The following is a 21,135-nucleotide window of genomic DNA, read 5'->3' as shown; positions in this document are numbered from 1 at the left end:
TCGCACAATTATTGATCGGGCAATAGAAATGGCATCGGATTCGGGTCACGTGCAGGGTGAGGCGCAGTCGGGCAGCAAAGGGCAGGTCTTGCCATTCCGTGAGTCGCTGCTGGCGATGCTTGGTATTGCCTTTGTCGTGATGCTTGTGGCACTGGACCAGACCGTGGTGGCCACGGCGCTGCCAACGGTGGTGGCGGAGTTGCAGGGGTTCGAGTTCTACGCCTGGGTCGCCACGGCGTACCTGCTGACATCGGTGGTCACGGTGCCCATCTTCGGCAGGCTCGGTGACTACTACGGGCGCAAGCCGTTCGTGCTGGCGTCGATCGTCGTATTTCTGATCGCTTCGGTGCTGTGCGGCATGGCGTCGAGCATGCCATACCTGGTGGCGGCGCGTGCGCTGCAGGGGATCGGCGGCGGCATGCTGGTGGGTACGGCCTTCGCCTGCGTTCCCGACCTCTTTCCCGATTCGCATGTGCGGTTGCGCTGGCAGGTCATCCTGAGCACGGCGTTCGGGCTGGCCAACGCACTGGGCCCGTCGCTGGGTGGCGTGCTGACCGAGTGGTATGGCTGGCGCGCGGTGTTCTATATCAATGTGCCCGTGGGCTTGCTGGGGCTGCTGATTGCCTGGCGCTACCTGCCGCATCTTCGCCAGCCGCGGCACGAGGGACCGGTTCGCATCGACTGGCTGGGGGCGCTGCTGATCGCCGCCGGGCTTGGCAGCCTGCAGTTGTCGGTGGAATGGTTGCCGGATCGCGGCTTCGACATCGTGACCATCGGTCTGATGGTGTTGTCATGCGCATCGTTTGTCGCGCTATGGCAATGGTCGCGCCGCTGCGAGGCACCGATCCTGCCGCTCGACATGTTCCGCAATCCGGCGCTGGCGCCGCTGTTCCTGCTGGGCGTGCTCGGCGGCTTTGCGATGTTCGCACTGCTGCTGTACGCGCCGCTGCTGTTCCAGGGCGGGTTTGGCTACTCGCCGAAGGAAGCGGGCCTGCTGGTCACGCCGCTGGTGGTCTGTATCACGGTCGGCAGCATCGTCAATGGCCGTATCATTACGCGCATTCCGCAACCCAACAGCATGCTTTACGCCGGGTTTGCCATGCTGGCGCTGGCCCTGCTGGGCCTGTCGCAAGCTACGCGGAGCATGCATCACAATGTGCTGCTGGCCATCATGCTGTGTGCCGGCCTGGGACTTGGCTTTGTCCTGCCCAACCTGACCGTGTTCGCCCAGCAGACAGCGGGACGCTCCCACCTGGGGATTGCCACCGCCATGCTGCAGTCTCTGCGCATGGTAGGGGGCATGGTCGGTACTGCGCTCGTGGGCACGCTGGTGACGCGCAGCTATACCGCAGGGGTCACGGCGTCGCTGGCGTCGGCCAATGCTTCGGACTGGGCGTCCAAATTGACCGATCCGCAGATCCTGATCGACAAGGCCGCGCAGGCAGAATTGCTGACCCATCTGCAAAAGGCAGGGCACAATGGAGCCCTGCTGCTGGAGCAGGCACGGGTGTCGCTGGTGAGCGCCATCCATCTGGGCCTGCTGCTGGCGGCCGTCGCGGCGCTGATCGGCATATGGCGCGTGCGCCGCGTACCGCCGATCAGGCTGGCGCGGGTGCATGAACCCGCGATGGCTGCGGACTGATATCTGCCTACTGGAGACTGGATTTTGGAACTGGAGCGACAAAGCCTGGCCGTGCTGCAACAGTTCGGACGCACTTACCGCGCATACGCCGCAGCGTTCGAGCAGCGCATCGGGCATCCCTTGCCGCGCTGGCGCATTCTTTTTGCCTTGTACGGGCACGAAGGCCCGATCGCGCAGAAGCCGCTGGCCGACCGTGTGGGCATGGACCCGGGCGCCCTCACGCGGCAACTCAAGGCCCTGCAGGAGCTGGGCTGGATCGAGCGCTCCACCAGCGAGCGCGACAACCGCATGACCAACGTGACGCTGACCCCCCTGGGCCGCGACATCGTGGACCAGGCCATGCCACGCCGCTCGGTCTTCCTTCAGGATGTCCTCGCAGACGTGTCGGAAACGACGATGCACAATCTGTCGAAGGGACTGGCCCAGCTGGAAGCCGGCATCGCCGACGCGGTGGCACGCACCGAGCGCGACGCGGCCTGACCAGCCCGGCGCGCTGGCTGTCGCACTCCCGTCAGCCGCCGCCCAGCACCGCCGCAATCGCGGCGGGATTCGACGGAAAATAGAAGTGGACGTACGACGCGGTGAGGCTGCCGGCCTGATACACCGCCTCGCCCGTGCTGCCATCGCGTGGCGACACGGCCCTGACCACGGGCTTCAACGGCGTGGCCGCGCTCGAATAGTGGAACGTATGGCCGCGTAATACGGCGCCGCTTTCGGCCAGCGTGACCGCCTGGTGGCCGATCGCGGCGAGCCTGCGTTGCATCGTCGCCGTTCCGGGCAGCAGGCCGGCCATGGCATGGCTGACGCCTTCCCTGTCGACGAGGTGCTCGAACAGCGCCATCATCCCGCCACATTCGGCCAGTATCGGCACGCGACGCGCATGTGCGTCGCGCAGGGCCTCATGCATCGACGTATTGGCCGCCAGCGCGGCGCCATGCAACTCGGGATATCCGCCAGGCAGCCACACGGCGTCGCATGGCGGCAAAGCGTGGTCGCGCAGCGGTGAAAACCACGCGATATGGGCGCCCAGCGCAATCAGCGTATCGAGGTTGGCCGGGTAGACGAAGCGAAAGGCGTCATCGCGCGCAATGGCCACGCGCTTGCCTGCCAGCAGCCGGGGTGGCGCTGGGGTGTCGACCGGGGCAAACGTCACGGGTTCTGGCAGGTGCGACAGCGGTAGTGCAGCCAGTGCGTCGGCAAGGGTATCGAGCCGCGTCATGAGATCCGGCAGTTCGTCGGCACTGAACAATCCAAGATGCCGCTCGGGCAGGCTGGCTGACGCGTCACGGGCCAGTGCGCCGGCCCACGCGATGCCGGGTGGCACGCTCTCGCGCAGCATCTCCGCATGGCGCGCCGTGCCAACACCGTTGGCCAGCACATGCATCGCCCGGAACGGTTCGCCATAGTGCGCCAGCCCGTAGGCCAGCGCGCCGAACGTCTGCGCCATCGCGCCTGCCTGGATTACCGCCAGCACCGGCAGGCCGAACAGGCGTGCCACATCGGCGCTGCTTGGCGTGCCGTCGTGCAGGCCCATCACGCCTTCCACCAGGATCAGGTCTGCCTCGGCGGCGGCTTCGGCCAGGCGTGCCCTGGCGTCGGCCTCGCCCGTCATCCAGAGATCGATCGACTGTACCGGCGCGCCGCTGGCCGCAGCCAGCAGCGTCGGGTCCAGGAAATCGGGCCCGGTCTTGAAGACGCGCACGTGCAGGCCCTGGCGTGCGTGCAGCCGCGCCAGTGCTGCAGTGACGGTGGTCTTGCCCTGGCCTGACGCCGGCGCGGCGATCATCAAGGCGGGCGCGGCACGTGCGGGGCGAACGGCGGGAGGTGGTGATGAGGATGGCGGCAACATGAGCGTAGAGGGCGCGGCGGGCAAGCCGCCGCGGGGCAGGGAATTCGGCAGGGCCGGGCAGCGTGGCCGATTATAGCGGGCGGTATCCATGGTCATGCGCCTTGGGGCAGGACCATGCCCTTGAGCGCGATGCACAAGCTCGCGGTCGTTGCTGACCCCGAGCTTGTGCATCGCGCAGTTCTTCTGCCGGCCGATCGTCTTGACGCTGCGGCACAGCGTGGCGGCAATCTCGGTCACCGAGCGCCCGGTCAGGTAGAGGCTGACGGGGTGGTCGTCGGCCAGCAAAATCCTCAACGTCATCCATTGACTCCTGTCCTGTACACATGTCTCTTCAGCGTCCGGCTTCGCGCTGGCGTCAAAAAATGCGCCGCACGCGGGAGTGGCGTGCGGCGCAAACAAGCATGTACCGCGCGCACGCGGCGTCGTGGATTGAACGGGAGTCAATCCGCAACAACGCGATGCCCGGCGAGGTTAATGCCCGCAGGCGCGGATGGGAGTAAGAAGATTCGCAACATGCACGAAAGAGTCGTGCGATTGTGCAGGGGAAATGTAGACGGCCCCGCGATGTCGCCATCGCGGGGCCGTGACAGGCGGCAAGGTCCGTGTGATGCCCGCCGTCGGTTATGCGCCAGGCTCAGGCAATCGCTGCCAGCGCCGGGGTGTGGTGTTGCGCGTGGCGGCGCCCGTCGATGGCCTTCAGCGGATCGCGCAGGATCGAGGCGCCTACGTCCATGATGTCCTGGAGTGCTGCGCGGTCCTGTGTCCGCTGGGGCGTCCAGAAATGCAGCGCCGCCCAGGCGGGAAACGTGGCCGGCGGTGCAAGCAGGCGGGTCTTGCGGTCGCGGGTGACTAGCGGCACGTTGAAGTCCAGGACTGGGCAGATGCCACCAGCGGAATGCAGCAGCGTGATCTGCGTATGCCAGGACGGCACCACGGTCTCGCGATGCCCCGGGGTATTGGCCCGTCGCGCCAGGAACGCATGCAGCGGACTGCCGCTTTCGCAGTCTTCCTGCAGCAGGATCCAGTCGGTTTCGGCTTCGTCGTTCGTGCCGCCGCGCGTGGCGCTCACCAGTCGCCGCGGCGTGGCCAGGATACTATGCGGCAGCACGCCGTCGGGCACGTTGGCGCCATCCACCACGAACGCGCAATCGAGATCGCCGGCGTCGAGACTGTCGCCCAGCGAGGCATCGGCAATGACCGGGCGCGTGACGAAGCTGTCATGCGGATAGCGCTCGCACAGCGTGGTCAGGATTTCCGTGATGACCGGATCGCCGATCGACGACGAGAACCCGATCGAAATGCGCCGGCCATTGCCGGTCGCCTGGGCCGCCGGGTCCTGTGGTTGCACCAGCTGATTCCAGCGCGCAAGGATCTGCCGGGCCGTCTGTTCGAGCCGCAGCGCGTGGGGCGTTGGCTCCAGCGCGCCATTGCGCTTGACGAACAGCGCATCGCCGGTGATCTCTCGCAGGCGGGCCAGGCTGTAGGCCACGGTTGGAATGCGTCCCTGCGTGCAAGCCGCTACCGCGCCGAGGTCGCGGTACTCCATGAGCAGGACGAACACATGCAATAGCTTGGTACTGACGTGCCGCATACTGACTTCTCCCGATCCGAGACTTCTGTTTTTTCTTTTTTTGGCGAAGCGTTGCAACTTCGTGACTGCGAGACCTGTCGTTGCTGGTCGTGAAACCACGCAACGCCTGCGACCAATACAGCATGAAACGACAAGGGGCGGGAACGAAAACTTGTACGCCCGGGCAATGCCACCCGCGTCTTTGCACGCGGGCACATCCACGATTGCCGCGCTTCTTCGACCGTGCGTCGAAGGCATGTGCGGTACGGCAGTGGCTCCTCTTCCTCAGGCCCGGACCCGGCAATCGCCATCAGCACCATGACGGTGAAGGGGCTGCCGGACGCCTGTCTGCAACCGCCGGGGAGGCGTGCCTTGCAGGCGTTTGAAATTTAGTTGATGCGAAGAAATCTTAATACAACATTTTGGAAACTACTAGAACGGCGTTTGATGTCATGTTTGTCATCGCACGCGCAAAGGCACTTTGTTCGCACATCAATACAAGACGAAAAACCGCACCGCACCGGCGAAGTAGGGCGATCTGCGCGCCCTCGCATTCATGACGCGCTATTGCGTGCGGCACCGGAAAAATGTGTCAACCGGATGTTCGAGCGTGAATTCGGAATCGTAATATTCCAAGTTGGAAAAGCAAAATTTGATGACTCTGGCAATGCGTGCCCCATATGGGGGGTGAGTCCGCGTGGGGCTGCTGCCGCCAGCGTTGCTGACCCCGCCGATGCTCCCATTCAATTTGCTTAACTCGTGCGGCGAAGACACTGAATTCCTTTTGCGCAAGGGGTGGGCTACCTTACCGGCATGAACGGCAGGCCACTGCGCCCGCCGCGCGGGGGGAGGCCACGAGCGGAGGCATCGGTGAACAGACGCTATTCGGAGGAGCAGATCCTCATGTACCTCGCCGAGGCTGCTAACGGCGTGCCTGTGCGGGAACTGTGCGCGCGCTACGGCTTCAGCGATGCCTCGTTCTATGGCTGGCGTGCAAGGTATGGCCCGCAGCGGCATGGCGATGCCACCGATGCCCGGCGCATGCGCCAGCTCGAGGAAGAGAATGTGCGTCTGAAGAGTATGCTTGCGGATGCGCTGCTGCAACTGGAGCTGCTGCGCAACCGTACCGGCAGGCGGGGGACTGGCAAGGCCGATGCATGACATCGTGGTGTCACTCGCAAGCCGGAGGCCGTCGCAAGGCAACGATCCCGTTGCCGTTGATTTCTGGAGTTTTACTGGTGAGAAAGGTTTTGGCAGCCATTGCTGCAGCTGTATGCGTGGTCCCGTTCGTTGCCCATGGCCAGGCGGCGCCGTCAACGGACCCTTCCACGCCGATGATCGCCCCTCCGCCGCCACGCATGCTTGATCCCGCCACATCCACCGTGGATGATCCGGGTGCCTCGTCCGGCACAACGCAGCGGGAGCATTGTCGCCAGCTGCTCGACAAGATCAATGCATTGCCCGCCGGGTCGCAGTGGTCGCAGGGGCAGTCGAACGTTACCACCGCGGACGGGCGCAGCTATTCCACGCTCGAACGCGCACCGGAACGCAAGCGCCTCGAAGAGGCCTACCGGCAGGAGTGCGCCCAGGCCCGCAAGTAAGTCATCCGGTCGGGTAACGGCCCTGACCAGCTTTGGCAAGCAGGTGTAGCGGTCCTTTTTCGTCATTGAGGGAGTGATCATGTTGCGCGTGCGACAAATCCTGGTCTGGCTGCTCGGGCTGACCCTGCTGGTCACGGCCGGTAGCGCGTTGGCCCAGGCCAAGCTCGACAAGCCGCATCTCGACCAGCTGCTGGCGCCCGTGGCGCTCTATCCCGATGCGCTGCTGTCGCAGGTGCTGATGGCGTCGACATATCCCGCCGATGTGGCCGCCGCCGCGCAGTGGTCGAAGTCGAATCCGAACCTGTCGGGCGATGCCGCCACCAAGGCCGTGACCAGCGAGCCGTGGGATCCGAGCGTGCAGTCGCTGGTGGCATTCCCGTCGGTCATGGACAGGCGATTGGAAGTCGTTGCGCGCGTTGGCCATTGCCGTGCTGATGGTCGCGTCGACCGTCGCATCGATGGCTGCGCCGGCGACCGCCGTGGCACAGCAGGTCTTCCCGTCGCCTGAAGCGGCCATGGACGCGTTGGGCGATGGCGTGGCACGCAGCGATACCGATGCGCTCCAGTGCGTATTGGGCGCGCAGTATCGCCGGATCGTGCCGCCGCATCTGGATCAGCAGGACATTTACGACTTCCTTGGGGCATGGGCCAATCACCATGCCATCCGCAAGGACGGCGAGAACGCCGCCAGCGTGGAAGTTGGCGGCAGCGGCTGGACGTTTCCGGTGCCGATCGTGAAGCGCAAGGCGGGATGGCAGTTCGACCTGACCGCGGGCGAGCGCGAAGTCCGGGTTAGCCGGATCGGCCGCAACGAGATCGTGGCCATGGACACGCTGCTGCAACTGGCCGATGCGCAGCAACGCTACGCCGAGCAGGTTGGCAAGGGTGGATTTGCCGGCCAGTTGGTCAGCACGCCGGGCAAGACCAATGGCCTGTACTGGCCGTCGGCATCGAAGGAAAACGACAGTCCGCTGGGTCCGGACGCTCTGGCCATGGGCCCGGAGACGCCGCCCGACGAAGCCTTCTTCGGCTATCGCTACGGCGTGATCGCGCCGCCGAAGGGCAGCAATGCAAGGTTTGCGTTCATAGCGTGGCCCGCGCGCTATGGGGACTCGGGCGTGCATTCGTTCATGCTGGATAGCGAGCGCCGCTTCTATGAGCGCGACTTGGGCAAGGGCACGGTGTCGCGCGCCGGCGCCATCCGGACCTTCACGCCAGAGGGCTGGGAGCCTGTGGCAAAGCAATAGCCGTTGGGCTTGGTCCGAGCGGCCGGGAGCGATGGGGTGATTTTCACTCGACCGATTCGCGCAGGGCGACGCGGTCCGGGTCCGCGTGAACGTCGGCAAGCCCATCGGGATCGACGATCCGCAGCTTGCGGTGCCGCACCGTGATCAATCCAACCGAGCGGAAGCGCGACAGCAGTCGCGACACCGTTTCGAGTGTCAGGCCAAGGTAGCTGGCGATGTCATTGCGAGTCATCGCCAGCGTCAATCCGCCGTCGGTAATGCCGCGGCGCACCTGTTCGGCCGCCAGATCCAAGAGCAACATGGCCAGGCGCTGTGAGGCCTTCATCGAGCCGATGGCCACCAGCAGTTCGGCCTGCCGGTTGGCCTGCCGTCGCAGATTGGCCAGGATGGCGGTGCGCAAGCCCGGATCGGCAAGGCTGCCATGCAAGGCTTCGATGGGGATCGCGCAGCATTCTGTGTCCTGCAGCGCGACGGCGCTGGCGTTGTGGGTGGCGGGTTCGTTTGCTTCGAGGCCACACACATCGCCGCATTGGTAGAAGCCGCTTACCTGACGCCATCCCAGGCGGGATTCGTAGACCTGCTTGAGCCCGCCAGTTCGTACCGGATAGACCGCCAGTGCAGGGCGACCCTGCGTGTAGAGCACATCGCCGGCACGCAACCGCAACCGGCCAGGCGCCAGCGGCAATGCGCTATCGCCGCAGGCATGGCGACACGCCTGGCGAAACGGGCACAACATGCAGGATGGGGCGCTTTCGCCGGGTCGGTCGAGGGACATCGCCGCGCGGTTCTGGTCCATTGGAGTCTTGTGCAGACAAGTATAAATGTCCCTAAATCACTCGTATTTGTCGCCGTTCTGCATTCTTTCGATGGCATGACGTAAGTTTTTTCGATTTGACGCCTCCGATTGCGTGAAGGCTGTCTCGCAAGGAATTCTTTGTTTCCAAAATTCATGTTGCATCTTGCAGACATTGGCGGCAATCCGTCACGTCAGCTGTGTTATGCTGCGTCGCACAAATACAGGAGGAGACCCGTTCCTAGATGAGCAGGAGTCTTCATATGGCCAAAAGCCTGTCTCCGGCCTGGGATGCACAGTGGCGACAATTCGGTCGCTCGCACTACCAGACCGCGAAGCAAATTCGTTCCTGGCTGGGGCGCCTTGATCCGGCGCAACCGGCCGCACGGCGCCTGCGATACCCCGCGGCGGGTGAGCCTGCCCCAGCCGAACTGCCTGGCGCGTGGCAATCCCACAAGCTAGGCCTGGCACCGCTGCCAGGCGAGCTGGTGCCGCAGTTGTCCTATCGCCTCTATATCCCGTCTGGTGCCAAGGGTGCGTTGCCGCTGGTAGTCATGCTGCACGGCTGCCAGCAGACGCCCGAAGACCTGGCCGCCGGCACGCGCATGAACGCCCTGGCGGAGCGCGAGGGTTTCATGGTGGCCTATCCGCAGCAGCCGCTGCGTCGTTCGGTACACCGCTGCTGGCAGTGGTTCGATCTGGGCGACGGCGTGGGCGGGCGCGAGGCGCAGGCCGTGGCCATGCTGATCGACGAACTGTCCGCCCGGCCCGATGTGCGCACCGGCGAGGTCTATCTGGCGGGCTTGTCCGCCGGGGCGGCCATGGCGGCCGTGGTGGCCTTGCGTTATCCCGAAAAAGTCGCGGCGGTGGGTTTGCACTCAGGTGTGGTGATCGGCGCGGCCGGCAATCCGGGGGCTGGCCTGAAGGCGATGCGTCATGGCACCGAGCTGGCGCCGGCACTGCTGCTTGATGCAGCAGGTGTGACACAGGGCGGCCCGGAGATGCCCGCCATCGTCGTGCATGGCATGACTGATGACGCCGTGAATCCGGTCAACGGCCGCCTGCTGGCCCGCCAGTTCCTGACCTACAACGGGCTGAGCGAACGCACCGGCGAGCGTCTCGACTGCGCTAACGACGCACCGCCGCTGGAAGCGGGCGACTATCGGGAAGCCCGCTTTGGCCGCTGGAATCGCGACGTAGTACGGTTGGTGGAAGTGGCTGGCCTGGACCACGCCTGGAGCGGTGGCGACGCCAGCGTGCAGTACCACAGCGACATCGGGCCTGACGCAAGCTGGATGATGTGGCAGTTTTTCCGGCAGCATCGCCGCGCGGCATGATGCGGCTGTCGCCGAAATAAAAAAGGGGAAGGCTTCTCTGGCCTTCCCCTTTTTTGTCCGGACGCGCCGATGAGCGACGGATCAGGCTTCGCGCTTGCGCACGAACAGCGCGGTAATGGTGCCGATGACGCAGACACCGACCACGTAATGCGCCGGGGCCAGCTTGTCAGTCTTCAGCATCAGCGAGACGATGACCGGCGTCAGGCCGCCGAAAATCGCGTACGACACGTTGTACGAGAAGGACAGGCCCGAGAAACGCACCTGCGCCGGGAAGGCATGCACCAGCACATACGGCACGGCGCCGATCGTGCCGACGAAGAAGCCAGCCAGCGCGTACAGCGGCAGCAGCAGGTCAGGGCGCGTGCCGATGGTGGTGTACAGCAGGTAGGCCGTGGCCGCCAGCAGCGCCCCGCCGACGGTCAGCGTCAGGCGGGCGCCAATGCGGTCGGCCAGCACGCCAGCCACCACGCAGCCGATCGACAGGCACAGCGTGGCCGCGCTGTTGGCGACCAGCGCCGTGCGGGCGTCGAAGCCGAACAGCGTCTGCAGGTAGGTGGGCGTCAGCAGGATCACGACCACGATGCCGGCCGACAGCATCCACGTCAGCAGCACCGAGATCAGCACGGCGCCGCGATGATCGCGCACCACGGCCTTCAGCGGCATTTCGGCGGCCAGCGCCTTGCGCTGCTGCAGTTCGGCGAACACCGGCGTTTCGTGCAGCCAGCGGCGCAGGTACATCGAACCCACGCCGAAGATGCCGCCCAACACGAACGGTACGCGCCAGCCATGGGCCAGCAGTTCCTGCGGGTCGAAGATCGCGTTGATGCTGGTGGCCACCAGGGACCCCAGCAGGATGCCGGCCGTCAGGCCCGCCGTGAGCGTGCCGCAGGCATAGCCGATGTGACGCTTGGGCACGTGTTCGGACACGAATACCCAGGCACCTGGCACTTCGCCGCCGACAGCGGCGCCTTGCAGGATGCGCAGCACCAGCAGCAGCATCGGGGCCAGCAGGCCGATGGTCGCGTAGGTGGGCAGCAGGCCCATCAGCAGCGTCGGCACCGACATCAGCAAGATCGACAGCGTGAACATCTTCTTGCGGCCCAGCAGGTCGCCGAAGTGCGCCATGATGATGCCGCCCAGCGGGCGCGCCAGATATCCGGCCGCGAAAATGCCGAAGGTTTGCAGCAGCCGCAGCCAGTCCGGCACCGAAGCCGGGAAGAACAGCTGGCCAATAACCTTGGCGAAAAAGACAAAAATAATAAAATCGTAGAACTCAAGCGCGCCGCCCAGTGCAGCGAGGGCAAGCGTCTTGTAATCCTGGCCGGTCAGGGGGCGGGCGGCGTGGCCGCCTTGCGCGCCCAGTGCCCCGGCAGTACTGCTGGAGGTGGACATGAAAAGACTCGCATGGATACATTCACATGCGAAGCGCGCAACACGGATGACGTGGAGGGAGACGGCCGAAGGATGACGACACGAACTTGGCGAACCGGGGCCGGCGGGTAAGCAGGCGGGCACGACGGGACGCTTCGCAAAGGCGTAAAGATACCAGATCGACGTGTTTCAACTCCGATTTTCATCAGATTGAATACTAAATCGTCCTTTGCGCTGCCATAATCCGTCTCCATAATGCAAAAGCAAGTGAAATCCGGGGCACAAAGCGCGAAATGCGCGGGGTCATATTTTCTGGGGTGACATGGCTTTCAAGGATTCCATCCAGGCTGCAACAGGGGCGGCCATGGCAACGCCGCGCCGGCGCGTGGCAGTGCGCGTCGCGGGCGGAGTGGTGGCCGCGCTGGCAGTTTTCGGACTGGCCGGCTATTTTGGCGGGCCGCCGCTCATCAAGTATCTGGTAGAAAAGAACGCGACCGAGGCACTGGGCCGTAAGGTCACGCTGGGCGCCGCGCAAGTGCGACCTTTCGAGCTGGCCGCGACGCTGAACGACCTGACCATTTTCGAGCCCGACGGCAAGACGCCCATGCTGACGCTGGGCGAGGTCGAGGCCAATACCTCGGCCGCGTCGATCTGGCATCTGGCGCCGGTGGTCGATTTTCTGCATGTGGATCGGCTCAGCGTGCATGTGGTGCGCAATGCCGACGGCCGCATGAGCTTCGCCGATATTCAGGAGCGTTTTGCCGCGCTGCCGCCCAAGCCGGCCGACAGCAAGCCGGCACGGTTCTCGGTGAGCAATATCGCCGTGTCCAACAGCAGCTTCGTCTATGAGGACAAGGCCCTCGATACCGTGCAGCGCGTGGAGAACTTCACGCTGACGCTGCCCTTCCTGTCGAACCTGCCGCACGATGTGGCGATCAATACCCGGCCGTCGCTGTTTGCCAAGATCAACGGCACGCCGCTGGCGCTGGACGGTACGTCGCAACCGTTTGCGGACAGCCACCAGACCGACCTCAACGTCAATCTGGACGGCCTGGAGGTGGCGAAGTACATGGCGTTCGCGCCAAAGCTCAAGGATGCGCAGGTCAAGGGCGGTCTCGTCGATACCCGGCTGAAGGTCGGTTTTCGGCAGGAAAAGGACAAGCAGGACCTGTATGTGTCCGGCACGATCGCGCTGCGCGATGCCGACGTGCAGACCCACGCCGGGGCGCCGATCGTCAAGGCCGGCCGCCTGGCCGTCGATCTGGACCGCGTGGAACCGCTGGCGCATTCCGCCCATGTGAAGAGCATCGAGCTGGAGGGCTTCGACCTGCAGGCGCTGCGCCGCCAGGACGGTACACTTAACCTGGCGACCGCCTTCCTGCCGGCAACCGCGCCGGCGTCGAAGGCCGCTGTGCAGGCGCCGGCCAAGGCCGCGGCGCCACCATCGGCCCCATCTGCCGCTTCGGCCGTATCGGCGTCCGCACCGGCAGCCACAGGCGTGCAGCCGCCGCCCAAGGCCGAAGAGCTGCCGTGGTCGTATGCCGTTGACCGCGTGACCGTCAAGGAGGCGAAGCTCGGGTTGGTCGACGAACTGGCGCCGTCCGGCCCGGGCAAGCTCGATGTTGGTCCGGTCAACGTCGACATCGTCAACCTGGCCAGCACCGGCGACAAGCCTGCGAAGCTTGACGCCAATATCACGATCGCCAACGGGCAGACCATCAAGCACACCGGCGAACTGGGCCTGAAGCAGGGCACGCTGACGGGTACGCTGGAAACAGCGGGCCTGCGCCCGCAGGGTTTTTCGGCGTGGTGGCCGCGCGCGCTGCACAGCCAGTTTGGTGAGACGGCCGTCAATGCCGAACTGCACTACACGATGGCATGGACGCAGCCGGTGTTCCAGTTCACGCTGCAGAAATCGCGCGTCGAGCTTTCGCCGGTCTATGTGGCCACACGCGATCCGGTCAAGATGCCCGTTGCGTCGGGCGCATCGACCGCCCCCAATGACAGCGACGACGATGCCAAGTCCGCGCCGGCCAGGCGCGGTGCCCGGGCAGCGCGTAGCGTCCGCACGGCGCGCGTGGCGGATACCGAGGGCGCCAACCTGCCGCTGATCAATGCCGACAAGCTGATCTTGGACGACATCCAGCTCGACCTGGCCAAGCAGACGTTCGAGGCCGGGCAGGTGGCGCTGGTGAAGCCGCGCATTGCCGCCACGCGCGACCGTCGCGGCCAGTTGCTGGAATCGGCGCAGATCTGGGCGACCGAATCTGCCGAACAGAAAGCGGCAGACCAGAAGGCGGCGAGGCCCGCACCGCAGACCAATGGCCGTGCGGCCGCGCCGGGCTGGAAGGTGCGCGTCGGCAAGGTGGCCGTGGATGGCGGCGAGGCGCGGCTGGCGGATTACGCGCCGGCCGAAGTCAATCGCGGCCGTCCGGTGATCCACCAGTTTCGCAATATCGGACTGAGCACCGGCACCATCACGTGGCCGCTGTCGCCCGGGGCGTTGCCGATGAAACTGCACGCCGAAAGCGGCCGCAAGGGCGTGATGAACGTCGACGGCCAGGTCGTGCCGACCGGCCCCGCCGCGCAACTGCAGCTGGACCTGCGCGATCTCGACATGGCGCCGCTGCAGCCGTATATGGCCGATCGCTTCAACGCCGCGCTGCGCAGCGGCACGATGACGCTCAAGGGCAAGGTGGCCTACGACGCGCCGGCCGGCAAGCCGATCGTCGTGCGCTTCAACGGCAACGCCTTTGCCGGCAACGTGCGTACGGTCGACCGCATTACCGGGGATGACTTCCTGCGCTGGCGTGCGCTGGCCGTCAATGGCATCGACTTCAGCATGGACGATGCCAAGGGCCCGATGCAGGTGGGCGTCAGCAACGTGGCGCTGAACGACTTCTATGCGCGCGTGATCCTCAATGCCAACGGCCGGCTGAACCTGCAGGACGTGATGGCCGGCGGCGCCGAGAAGGGCCAGGCCGCGCCGTCCACGAGCCTGACGCAGGCCAGCCCGGCATCGGCGCCGGAGGCCAGGCCAGCACCGCAGGCGGTACCCGCCAAGGAAGCGGCGGGACCGAAACCCCAGATACGCCTGGGCGGCGTGACGATCAACAAGGGCAACATCAACTTCTCGGACTTCTTCGTCAAGCCGAACTACTCGGCCAACCTGACCGACATGAAGGGCTCGGTGTCGAAGGTGTCGTCGGCCGATCCCACGCCGGCTGACCTGGTGCTCGATGGCCGGCTCGACGATGACGCGCCGGTCAGCATCAGCGGCAAGCTCAATCCGCTGGGCGAACAGCTCTATCTGGACATCGCGGCCAAGGCCGCTGGTGTGGAGCTGACTCGCCTGACGCCGTATGCGGCCAAATACGCGGGCTACCCGATCACCAAGGGCAAGCTCACGGTCGATGTGGCGTACAAGATCGAGAACGGCAAGCTGGACGCGAGGAATCACCTGTACCTGGACCAGCTCACCTTCGGCGACAAGGTGGACAGCCCCGACGCCGTGAAGCTGCCGGTGCTGCTGGCCGTGTCGCTGCTCAAGGACCGCAACGGCGTGATCGACATCAACCTGCCGGTGTCGGGATCGCTGTCAGACCCTGAATTCAGCATTGGGGGCGTGATCATGCGCGTGATCGTGAACCTGCTGACCAAGGCGATCACATCACCGTTCGCGCTGATCGCCTCGGCGTTCGGCGGCAGCGGAGAGGAGCTTGGCTATATCGAGTTCGCGCCGGGATCGTCGACGCTGACCGATGACGCGCGCAAGAAGATCGAGACGGTGGGCAAGGCGCTGAACGACCGTCCGTCGCTGCGGCTGGAAATCAGCGGGCGCATCGACCCCGCCACCGATGCCGATGGCGCGCGCCGTGTCTGGCTGGACCAGCGCGTGGCCGAGGCCAAGCAGCGCGACCTGCGTCGTTCGGCCCAGGCAGGCGCCCAGGCAGAAGAGGGCGAGGGTGGCGACCAGGGTGCCAAGGTGACTGTGTCGAAGCAGGAGTATCCGAAGTACCTGGAGGCGGTGTACAAGCGCGAGTCGTTCAAGAAGCCGAAGAATTTCATCGGCCTGAACAAGTCGCTGCCGCCGCACGAGATGGAGAAACTGCTGCTGGAGAACGCGCCCGTCACCGACGCCGAACTGCGCGCGCTGGCAGACCAGCGTGCGCTGGCGGTCAAGCAGTCGCTGGAGCGCGACGGCAAGGTGCCCGACGCAAAGCTGTTCCTGACGGCGCCGAAACTGACAGCGGAAGGCATCAAGGACAAGGGCACGCCGAACCGCGTCGACTTCTCGATCCGGCAATAGCCGTTGCCAGGCAAGCCGCCGGCTGCGGCGTTTAAACGAAAGCTTTAGGCGCCGCGCCGGATGGCCGCAACACGAAACCGCGTATCATTCGCCCCGGACTGACAGATTGACGATCAAAAGGAGCGAGTGTTGGAGCAGGAAGCGATTGCCTACAAGACCTGGGTTTGCCTGATTTGCGGGTGGGTGTACGACGAGGAACAGGGCTGGCCCGAGGACGGCATTGCACCCGGCACGCGCTGGGAAGACATCCCCGAAGACTGGCGTTGCCCCGAGTGCGACGTCAACAAGGGCGATTTCTCGATGATCGAGATCTGAATCCGGGCGGAAATTCAGGGCATGTGGGAGTGCCTTTGCGGCAACTCCCTGCACAGGCCGGCGCGCGTGCGCCGGCGCGCGCATCGCGTGTAGCGCATCCGGAAGGGATGGCTGCATCGCCATAGCGCGGACGCCACGGTCAAGACCAGCAGCGCCGCCATCACGGCAGCGAGCAGTGTCAACGACATCGCGCCTCCTTCTCTCTCAAAGGCGCTCCACTTCAAGCTGCCGGGCCGCTATATCAGCAGCGGCAGCGCTTCCAGCACGAGCACCCCCAGTAGCACCCCGATGATTGCTCCAGCGCATCGGCAACTGATACGCAGCGCCTTGGCGGCCACCGGGATCGCACCCATCGCCAGCAGCCCGACGAGTGCCATGGGGATCAAAAACACAAGATCGTGCGCCTGTAGGTGAATCATGGCGGTCTCCTGTCTTGTTTCTTTCTGATTCCAGTATAGGCCGTGGGTGGCGAATACAAGGCCGGAAGCGTCAGGGTTGTCCCGCGATGTTTGAAACACTTGCAGAATTTCTTTCGCGCCGCGCATGCATGGCACAAGGAGCTTCTGGCAGGCAGTACGTGTGCTACGCCGCGCTGCACAACGTGCCGGGTGGTCTGGCCGTCCGCACCTGCCGCGGCCGGTGTCCTATGCTGAACGCATGATGGCTATCATCGGCCACCAATGGAGGAAGCTATGGAACTTCACTTGCATTCGCACCAATACGTGCGCCGCCTGCCCGACTGGTCTGCCGCCGCGGTATCGGGTCTGGCCGCTGGGGCGTTGCTGATCGTCGTGGAGATGTTCTGGTCGAGCATGGTGGCCGGCGTGCATCCGTGGGGCACCACGCGCCTGATTGCCGCCATCGTGATGGGGCGCGAAGTGCTGCAGACGTCGATGTTCAGCGTCAGCACGGTGGCCGTGGCGCTGATTATCCACTTCGTGATCGGCATTGTGCTGGGCTGCGCGCTCTGCGCCCTGATTGCCCCGTTCCAGCTGGATTCCAGCGTTGGCATGTCGATGCTGGTGGGCGCCGCGTTCGGGCTGGTGGTCTACCTGTTCAACTTCTATGTGATGACGGCCGCGTTTCCGTGGTTTGTGGATGCGCGCGGCTGGCATACGGTGGTGGGTCATCTGATCTTCGGCATGTGCATTGCGCTGTGCTACTGGAAGCTGGAATCACGCGATGTCGTGCATTAGATACATCGTTATGTGATACAACGTGTTGCGCGCACGCTCTGGCCGCATGCCACGGCCCGCGAGCGCCACGGATGGCAGTCGGGACCGATGAATCCCCACTGCCATTTTTTGTTGTGCCGCACGCGAGACTCGGGGCGAACGGCGCGGCGAGCGTCTCCGAACGTGGCGCAGCGCATGTCGCCTTGCAGTGGCCTGAACCGATGCACTAGTCTTATTCCACGTGCGTGAACGGGCGCACCCGCCTGCCCCTGCCTTTCGGCCCGTTCCCTGGCGTGCGTAAGAGGAGGGGGACATGGCGATCGCGATCGTGCTCGTCATCATGGTTGCCGCTTCGGTGCTCTTTCATTTTCTGAGCCCCTGGTGGCTGACACCGCTAGCGTCCAACTGGAAGCAGATGGACGACACGCTCATCATTACCCTCGTCATCACCGGCCTGTTCTTTGTCGGCATCAATGTGCTGCTGGGCTACATTGTCTGGCGCTTCCGGCATCGCGAAGGTCACCGCGCCGCCTATGAACCCGAGAACCGCCGGCTGGAGCACTGGCTGATCGGCCTAAGCGCGGTCGGCATCATGGCGCTGCTGGCGCCCGGCCTGATCGTCTACGCCGACTATGTCCGGCCGCCTCGCGAAGCTATGGAGATGGAAGTGGTGGGCCAGCAATGGCAATGGGCGTTCCGCTTTCCCGGTCGGGGTGGCGCACTCGGTACGAGCGATCCGCGCTTTACCAGCGCCACCAATCCGATGGGCCTCAACCCGGACGACCCGAACAGCCAGGACGACGTGGTCGTGCTGGGCCCGGAAGTACACTTGCCGCTGAATCGCCCGGTCAAGGTGCTGCTGAGATCGAAGGACGTGCTGCACGATTTCTACGTGCCGCCGTTCCGGGCGCGCATGAACATGGTGCCCGGCATGGTCACGTCGTTCTGGTTCACGCCCACGAAGGTGGGCAAGTTCGACATCCTGTGCGCGCAGCTTTGCGGCGTGGGGCACTACAACATGCGCGGACAGGTTGTGGTGGAGGAACCCGCGGCATTCGAGGCCTGGCTGGCGAAGCAGCAGACCTTTGCGATGACCCAGGCCAAGGCCGCGCAGCCAGCCGCATTGCCCGGTACTGGCGTCGTCGCGGGTGCGGGTGCCAGCGGCAACGTCGAGCAGGGCAGGGCGCTGGCGCAGAGCAAGGGCTGCGTGGCATGTCACAGCGTCGACGGTACGCAGGGCGTGGGCCCGTCGTGGAAGGGGCTGTACGGCAGCACGCAGACGTTTGCCGATGGCAGCAGCGCCACCGTCGACGACGCTTTCCTGAAGAAGGAAATCGAGGATCCGCAGGCGCGCGTGGTCAAGGGCTTTGGCCCGGTCATGCCGAAGCTGCCCGTGACCGACGCGGAAGTGGCGGCGCTGTCCGCCTATATCCATTCGCTGGGCTCCGGCGCCGGTGCGGCGCCCCAGGCCGGGAAGTAGGCAAGGAGGGACACGATGGCCTATGCCGACGATGCCGCGCATCACGGCCCGCAGAGCTTCTGGACGCGCTACATCTGGAGCCAGGACCACAAGGTGATTGCGGTGCAATACACGCTGGTGGCCATTTTCGTGGGGCTGGTCGGGGTGGCGCTATCGAACCTGATGCGCATGCAGCTGGGGTTTCCGGGCAAGTTCGAGTTCATCGACGCCAACCGCTATTACCAGTTCGTCACCATGCACGGCATGATCATGGTGATCTACCTGCTGACGGCGCTGTTCCTGGGCGGCTTTGGCAACTTCCTGATCCCGCTGATGGTGGGCGCGCGAGACATGGTGTTCCCGTTCCTGAACATGCTCAGTTTCTGGGTCTACTTCCTGTCGGTGATCGTACTGCTGACCAGCTTCTTCGTGCCCGGTGGGCCTACAGGTGCAGGATGGACGCTGTATCCGCCACAGGCGATCCTGCCGGGCACGCCGGGGCATGACTGGGGCATCATCCTGATGCTGGTCTCGCTGCTGATCTTCATCGTCGCCGCCACCATGGGTGGGCTGAACTACGTGACCACGGTGCTGCAGGCGCGAACCGAAGGCATGACGATGCTGCGCATGCCGCTGGCCGTGTGGGGCATCTTCATGGCCACCATTCTTGCCCTGCTGGCGTTCCCCGCGCTGTTCGTGTCGGGGGTGATGATGCTGCTCGACAAGACGCTGGGCACCAGCTTCTTCATGCCCGCCATGGTGTCGATGGGCCAGCAGCTCAACTACAAGGGCGGCAGCCCGTTGCTGTTCCAGCACCTGTTCTGGTTCTTCGGCCATCCCGAGGTGTACATCGTGGCGCTGCCGGCCTTCGGCATCGTCTCGGATCTGGTCAGCGTGCATTCGCGCAAGAGCATCTTCGGCTACCGGACGATGGTCTGGGCCATCCTGGCGATCGGCCTGCTGTCCGTGGTGGTCTGGGCGCACCACATGTTCGTGAGCGGCATGAATCCGTACTTCGGCTTCTTCTTTGCCACGACCACGCTGATCATCGCCGTGCCCACGGCCATCAAGGTATACAACTGGGTCATCACGCTGTGGCGTGGCGACATCCATTTCTCGGTGCCGATGCTGTTTGCCATCGCATTCATCAGCACTTTCGTGATTGGCGGCCTGACCGGGCTGTTCCTTGGCAACGTCAGCGTCGACATACCGCTTTCCAACACCTATTTCGTGGTGGCGCACTTTCACATGGTGATGGGCGTGTCGCCGATCCTGGTGGTGTTCGGTGGCCTCTACCACTGGTATCCGAAGGTGACGGGACGTATGCTCAACGACACTATGGGCCGCATCCACTTCTGGGTGACGTTCGTGGGCACCTATGCCATCTTCTTCCCGATGCACTATCTGGGCATCATGGGCATGCCGCGCCGCTACTACGCCTGGGACAACTACAGCTTCATCCCCGAGTCGGCCCACACGATGAACATGTACATCTCCATCGCGGCCTTCGTGGTGGCGGCGGCCCAATTGCTGTTCGTCTTCAACCTGTTCTGGAGTCTGTGGCGCGGACGGGCGTCTGGTCCGAATCCATGGCGTGCTGCGTCGTTGGAATGGCAGACGCCGCAGACGCCGCCCGCACATGGCAACTGGGGGCCGACGCTGCCCGTGGTGTACCGCTGGGCCTATGCGTACAGTGTGCCGGGCGCCAGCGAAGACTTCGTCGCCCAGAACGCGCCGCCCGACGCCGGCGGGAGCGAACCCGAACCCCATCCAAGCCGGGGAGCCGTTGCATGAATGCCGATCCGATTGCCGCCGACGCGCGTGCCGGCGTGTTTCGTGTGTCCCCCGATTCGCCGGGCAGCGGCGCGGGTGGCGATGCCATGCACGGCCATGGCCAGAGCGCACCGGGCAGCACGGGCCTGTGGGTCTTCATGGGCGTGGTGACGGCGCTGTTCACGCTGTTCCTTGCCGCGTACATCATGCGCATGGACAGTCCGGACTGGCACCGGATTGCCCTGCCGTGGCAGGTCTGGCTGTCGACGGTCTTTCTGGCGGCGGCCTGCGTAGCAATGGCGGTGGCGTCTCGGGCTGCCAGCGCCGGCAGGATGGCCCAGGCACGGGGAGCGTTGCGCCTGGGCGGACTTGGCGCGGCTGCGTTCGTGGGTTCGCAGTTGTGGGCGTGGTCGGCGCTGTACGCCGCGCATGTGGTGCCAGCCGGCAATCCGGCCGGCAGCTTCTTCTACCTGCTCACGGCGATGCACGGGCTTCACATGATCGGCGGGCTCGTGGGCTTTGCGTTCGTGGCGTTCGACCGTGGCAGCGGCACGCGCACGCAGCTTCGCATTGGACTTTGCGCCCGCTACTGGCACTTTCTACTGGCGGTATGGGTTGTGCTGCTGGCCGCGCTGGCGTGGTTGACACCCGAGCTTGTCAACTACATTTGCGGCCGGGGATGAGGGAGGTACAC

17 protein-coding genes and 1 pseudogene are annotated in these 21,135 nt (G+C 64.8%); 13 read left to right on the top strand and 5 right to left on the bottom strand.

Features of this window, described 5'->3' with window-relative positions:
- Positions 1 to 28: 28 nt before the first annotated feature.
- Together CYJ10_RS31285 and CYJ10_RS31280 are read left to right on the top strand one after the other, a co-directional pair.
- Positions 29 to 1,642: an MFS transporter gene (locus tag CYJ10_RS31285; RefSeq protein WP_257993612.1), complete on the top strand. Its 1,614-nt coding sequence runs from the start codon at positions 29 to 31 to the stop codon at positions 1,640 to 1,642.
- 24 nt (positions 1,643 to 1,666) lie between these two features.
- Entirely contained in the window at positions 1,667 to 2,122 is a 456-nt protein-coding gene (locus CYJ10_RS31280; RefSeq protein ID WP_101685323.1) for a MarR family winged helix-turn-helix transcriptional regulator, read from the top strand.
- A gap of 31 nt (positions 2,123 to 2,153) precedes the next feature.
- Here the strand turns inward: CYJ10_RS31280 and CYJ10_RS31275 are convergent, their stop codons facing one another.
- Positions 2,154 to 3,491, bottom strand: a complete 1,338-nt coding sequence (locus CYJ10_RS31275; RefSeq protein ID WP_219621566.1) for a cobyrinate a,c-diamide synthase — start codon at positions 3,489 to 3,491, stop codon at positions 2,154 to 2,156.
- Positions 3,492 to 4,125: 634 nt separating this feature from the next.
- Entirely contained in the window at positions 4,126 to 5,082 is a 957-nt protein-coding gene (locus CYJ10_RS31270; RefSeq protein ID WP_101685322.1) for a LysR family transcriptional regulator, read from the bottom strand.
- An 849-nt stretch (positions 5,083 to 5,931) separates the two neighbouring features.
- On the opposite strand from CYJ10_RS31270, the gene CYJ10_RS31265 reads away from it, so the two are divergent.
- From CYJ10_RS31265 to CYJ10_RS31250, 4 genes and pseudogenes are all read left to right on the top strand, one after another.
- Positions 5,932 to 6,222 carry a transposase gene (locus CYJ10_RS31265; protein ID WP_180863126.1) on the top strand — a complete coding sequence of 97 codons (291 nt, stop codon included), beginning with the start codon at positions 5,932 to 5,934 and terminating at the stop codon, positions 6,220 to 6,222.
- Positions 6,223 to 6,419: 197 nt separating this feature from the next.
- Positions 6,420 to 6,662 (top strand): hypothetical protein, encoded by a 243-nt coding sequence (locus CYJ10_RS31260; RefSeq protein ID WP_308303028.1) that lies wholly within the window; start codon positions 6,420 to 6,422, stop codon positions 6,660 to 6,662.
- A gap of 79 nt (positions 6,663 to 6,741) precedes the next feature.
- Positions 6,742 to 7,053: pseudogene (locus CYJ10_RS31255) on the top strand (DUF3300 domain-containing protein); the annotation flags it as partial.
- A 43-nt stretch (positions 7,054 to 7,096) separates the two neighbouring features.
- Positions 7,097 to 7,909 (top strand): DUF2950 family protein, encoded by an 813-nt coding sequence (locus CYJ10_RS31250; protein WP_101685319.1) that lies wholly within the window; start codon positions 7,097 to 7,099, stop codon positions 7,907 to 7,909.
- A 43-nt stretch (positions 7,910 to 7,952) separates the two neighbouring features.
- Here CYJ10_RS31250 and CYJ10_RS31245 read toward each other — a convergent pair whose 3' ends face one another.
- Positions 7,953 to 8,645, bottom strand: a complete 693-nt coding sequence (locus CYJ10_RS31245; RefSeq protein ID WP_101685318.1) for a Crp/Fnr family transcriptional regulator — start codon at positions 8,643 to 8,645, stop codon at positions 7,953 to 7,955.
- 320 nt (positions 8,646 to 8,965) lie between these two features.
- Between CYJ10_RS31245 and CYJ10_RS31240 the strand changes: the two genes are divergently transcribed.
- A complete protein-coding gene (locus CYJ10_RS31240) occupies positions 8,966 to 10,039 on the top strand; it encodes an extracellular catalytic domain type 1 short-chain-length polyhydroxyalkanoate depolymerase (RefSeq protein ID WP_101685317.1) in 1,074 nt (357 codons plus the stop codon).
- Positions 10,040 to 10,120: 81 nt separating this feature from the next.
- On the opposite strand, the gene CYJ10_RS31235 is transcribed toward CYJ10_RS31240, so the two are convergent.
- Positions 10,121 to 11,431, bottom strand: coding sequence for an MFS transporter (locus CYJ10_RS31235; protein ID WP_101685316.1), 1,311 nt, complete (start codon positions 11,429 to 11,431; stop codon positions 10,121 to 10,123).
- Between the two features lie 301 nt (positions 11,432 to 11,732).
- On the opposite strand from CYJ10_RS31235, the gene CYJ10_RS31230 reads away from it, so the two are divergent.
- Entirely contained in the window at positions 11,733 to 15,719 is a 3,987-nt protein-coding gene (locus tag CYJ10_RS31230; RefSeq protein WP_101685315.1) for a DUF748 domain-containing protein, read from the top strand.
- 129 nt (positions 15,720 to 15,848) lie between these two features.
- The gene (locus CYJ10_RS31225) at positions 15,849 to 16,034 is read left to right on the top strand and encodes a rubredoxin (protein ID WP_101685314.1); all 186 of its coding nucleotides are present in this window, start codon (positions 15,849 to 15,851) and stop codon (positions 16,032 to 16,034) included.
- 236 nt (positions 16,035 to 16,270) lie between these two features.
- On the opposite strand, the gene CYJ10_RS31220 is transcribed toward CYJ10_RS31225, so the two are convergent.
- Positions 16,271 to 16,453, bottom strand: coding sequence for a hypothetical protein (locus CYJ10_RS31220; protein WP_066736414.1), 183 nt, complete (start codon positions 16,451 to 16,453; stop codon positions 16,271 to 16,273).
- Between the two features lie 273 nt (positions 16,454 to 16,726).
- Here CYJ10_RS31220 and CYJ10_RS31215 point away from each other — a divergent pair, with 273 nt between their 5' ends.
- From CYJ10_RS31215 to CYJ10_RS31200, 4 genes are all read left to right on the top strand, one after another.
- Positions 16,727 to 17,230: a hypothetical protein gene (locus CYJ10_RS31215; RefSeq protein ID WP_101685313.1), complete on the top strand. Its 504-nt coding sequence runs from the start codon at positions 16,727 to 16,729 to the stop codon at positions 17,228 to 17,230.
- Positions 17,231 to 17,522: 292 nt separating this feature from the next.
- Positions 17,523 to 18,689: a cytochrome c oxidase subunit II gene (locus CYJ10_RS31210; protein ID WP_101685312.1), complete on the top strand. Its 1,167-nt coding sequence runs from the start codon at positions 17,523 to 17,525 to the stop codon at positions 18,687 to 18,689.
- Positions 18,690 to 18,704: 15 nt separating this feature from the next.
- Positions 18,705 to 20,462 carry a cytochrome c oxidase subunit I gene (gene ctaD, locus CYJ10_RS31205; RefSeq protein ID WP_101685311.1) on the top strand — a complete coding sequence of 586 codons (1,758 nt, stop codon included), beginning with the start codon at positions 18,705 to 18,707 and terminating at the stop codon, positions 20,460 to 20,462.
- Positions 20,459 to 21,124, top strand: coding sequence for a cytochrome c oxidase subunit 3 (locus CYJ10_RS31200; RefSeq protein ID WP_101685310.1), 666 nt, complete (start codon positions 20,459 to 20,461; stop codon positions 21,122 to 21,124). Before ctaD ends, CYJ10_RS31200 begins: the two co-directional genes overlap by 4 nt.
- Positions 21,125 to 21,135: the final 11 nt, after the last annotated feature.

Source organism: Cupriavidus pauculus (genome assembly GCF_002858765.1).
In the GTDB taxonomy this organism is placed as follows: domain Bacteria; phylum Pseudomonadota; class Gammaproteobacteria; order Burkholderiales; family Burkholderiaceae; genus Cupriavidus; species Cupriavidus pauculus_B.
Note: the sequence above shows the minus strand (reverse complement) of the source record. Positions and strands in the feature narration are given on the sequence as shown.

Bases quoted from the DNA above. Each gene is read 5' to 3' on its own strand.
- CYJ10_RS31285 (WP_257993612.1), top strand. From the start codon at position 29: ATGGCATCGGATTCGGGTCACGTGCAGGGTGAGGCGCAGTCGGGCAGC.
- CYJ10_RS31275 (WP_219621566.1), bottom strand. From the start codon at position 3,491: ATGTTGCCGCCATCCTCATCACCACCTCCCGCCGTTCGCCCCGCACGT.
- CYJ10_RS31270 (WP_101685322.1), bottom strand. From the start codon at position 5,082: ATGCGGCACGTCAGTACCAAGCTATTGCATGTGTTCGTCCTGCTCATG.
- CYJ10_RS31260 (WP_308303028.1), top strand. From the start codon at position 6,420: ATGCTTGATCCCGCCACATCCACCGTGGATGATCCGGGTGCCTCGTCC.
- CYJ10_RS31250 (WP_101685319.1), top strand. From the start codon at position 7,097: ATGGTCGCGTCGACCGTCGCATCGATGGCTGCGCCGGCGACCGCCGTG.
- CYJ10_RS31245 (WP_101685318.1), bottom strand. From the start codon at position 8,645: ATGTTGTGCCCGTTTCGCCAGGCGTGTCGCCATGCCTGCGGCGATAGC.
- CYJ10_RS31240 (WP_101685317.1), top strand. From the start codon at position 8,966: ATGGCCAAAAGCCTGTCTCCGGCCTGGGATGCACAGTGGCGACAATTC.
- CYJ10_RS31235 (WP_101685316.1), bottom strand. From the start codon at position 11,431: ATGTCCACCTCCAGCAGTACTGCCGGGGCACTGGGCGCGCAAGGCGGC.
- CYJ10_RS31230 (WP_101685315.1), top strand. From the start codon at position 11,733: ATGGCTTTCAAGGATTCCATCCAGGCTGCAACAGGGGCGGCCATGGCA.
- CYJ10_RS31220 (WP_066736414.1), bottom strand. From the start codon at position 16,453: ATGATTCACCTACAGGCGCACGATCTTGTGTTTTTGATCCCCATGGCA.
- CYJ10_RS31215 (WP_101685313.1), top strand. From the start codon at position 16,727: ATGGAACTTCACTTGCATTCGCACCAATACGTGCGCCGCCTGCCCGAC.
- CYJ10_RS31210 (WP_101685312.1), top strand. From the start codon at position 17,523: ATGGCGATCGCGATCGTGCTCGTCATCATGGTTGCCGCTTCGGTGCTC.
- ctaD (WP_101685311.1), top strand. From the start codon at position 18,705: ATGGCCTATGCCGACGATGCCGCGCATCACGGCCCGCAGAGCTTCTGG.
- CYJ10_RS31200 (WP_101685310.1), top strand. From the start codon at position 20,459: ATGAATGCCGATCCGATTGCCGCCGACGCGCGTGCCGGCGTGTTTCGT.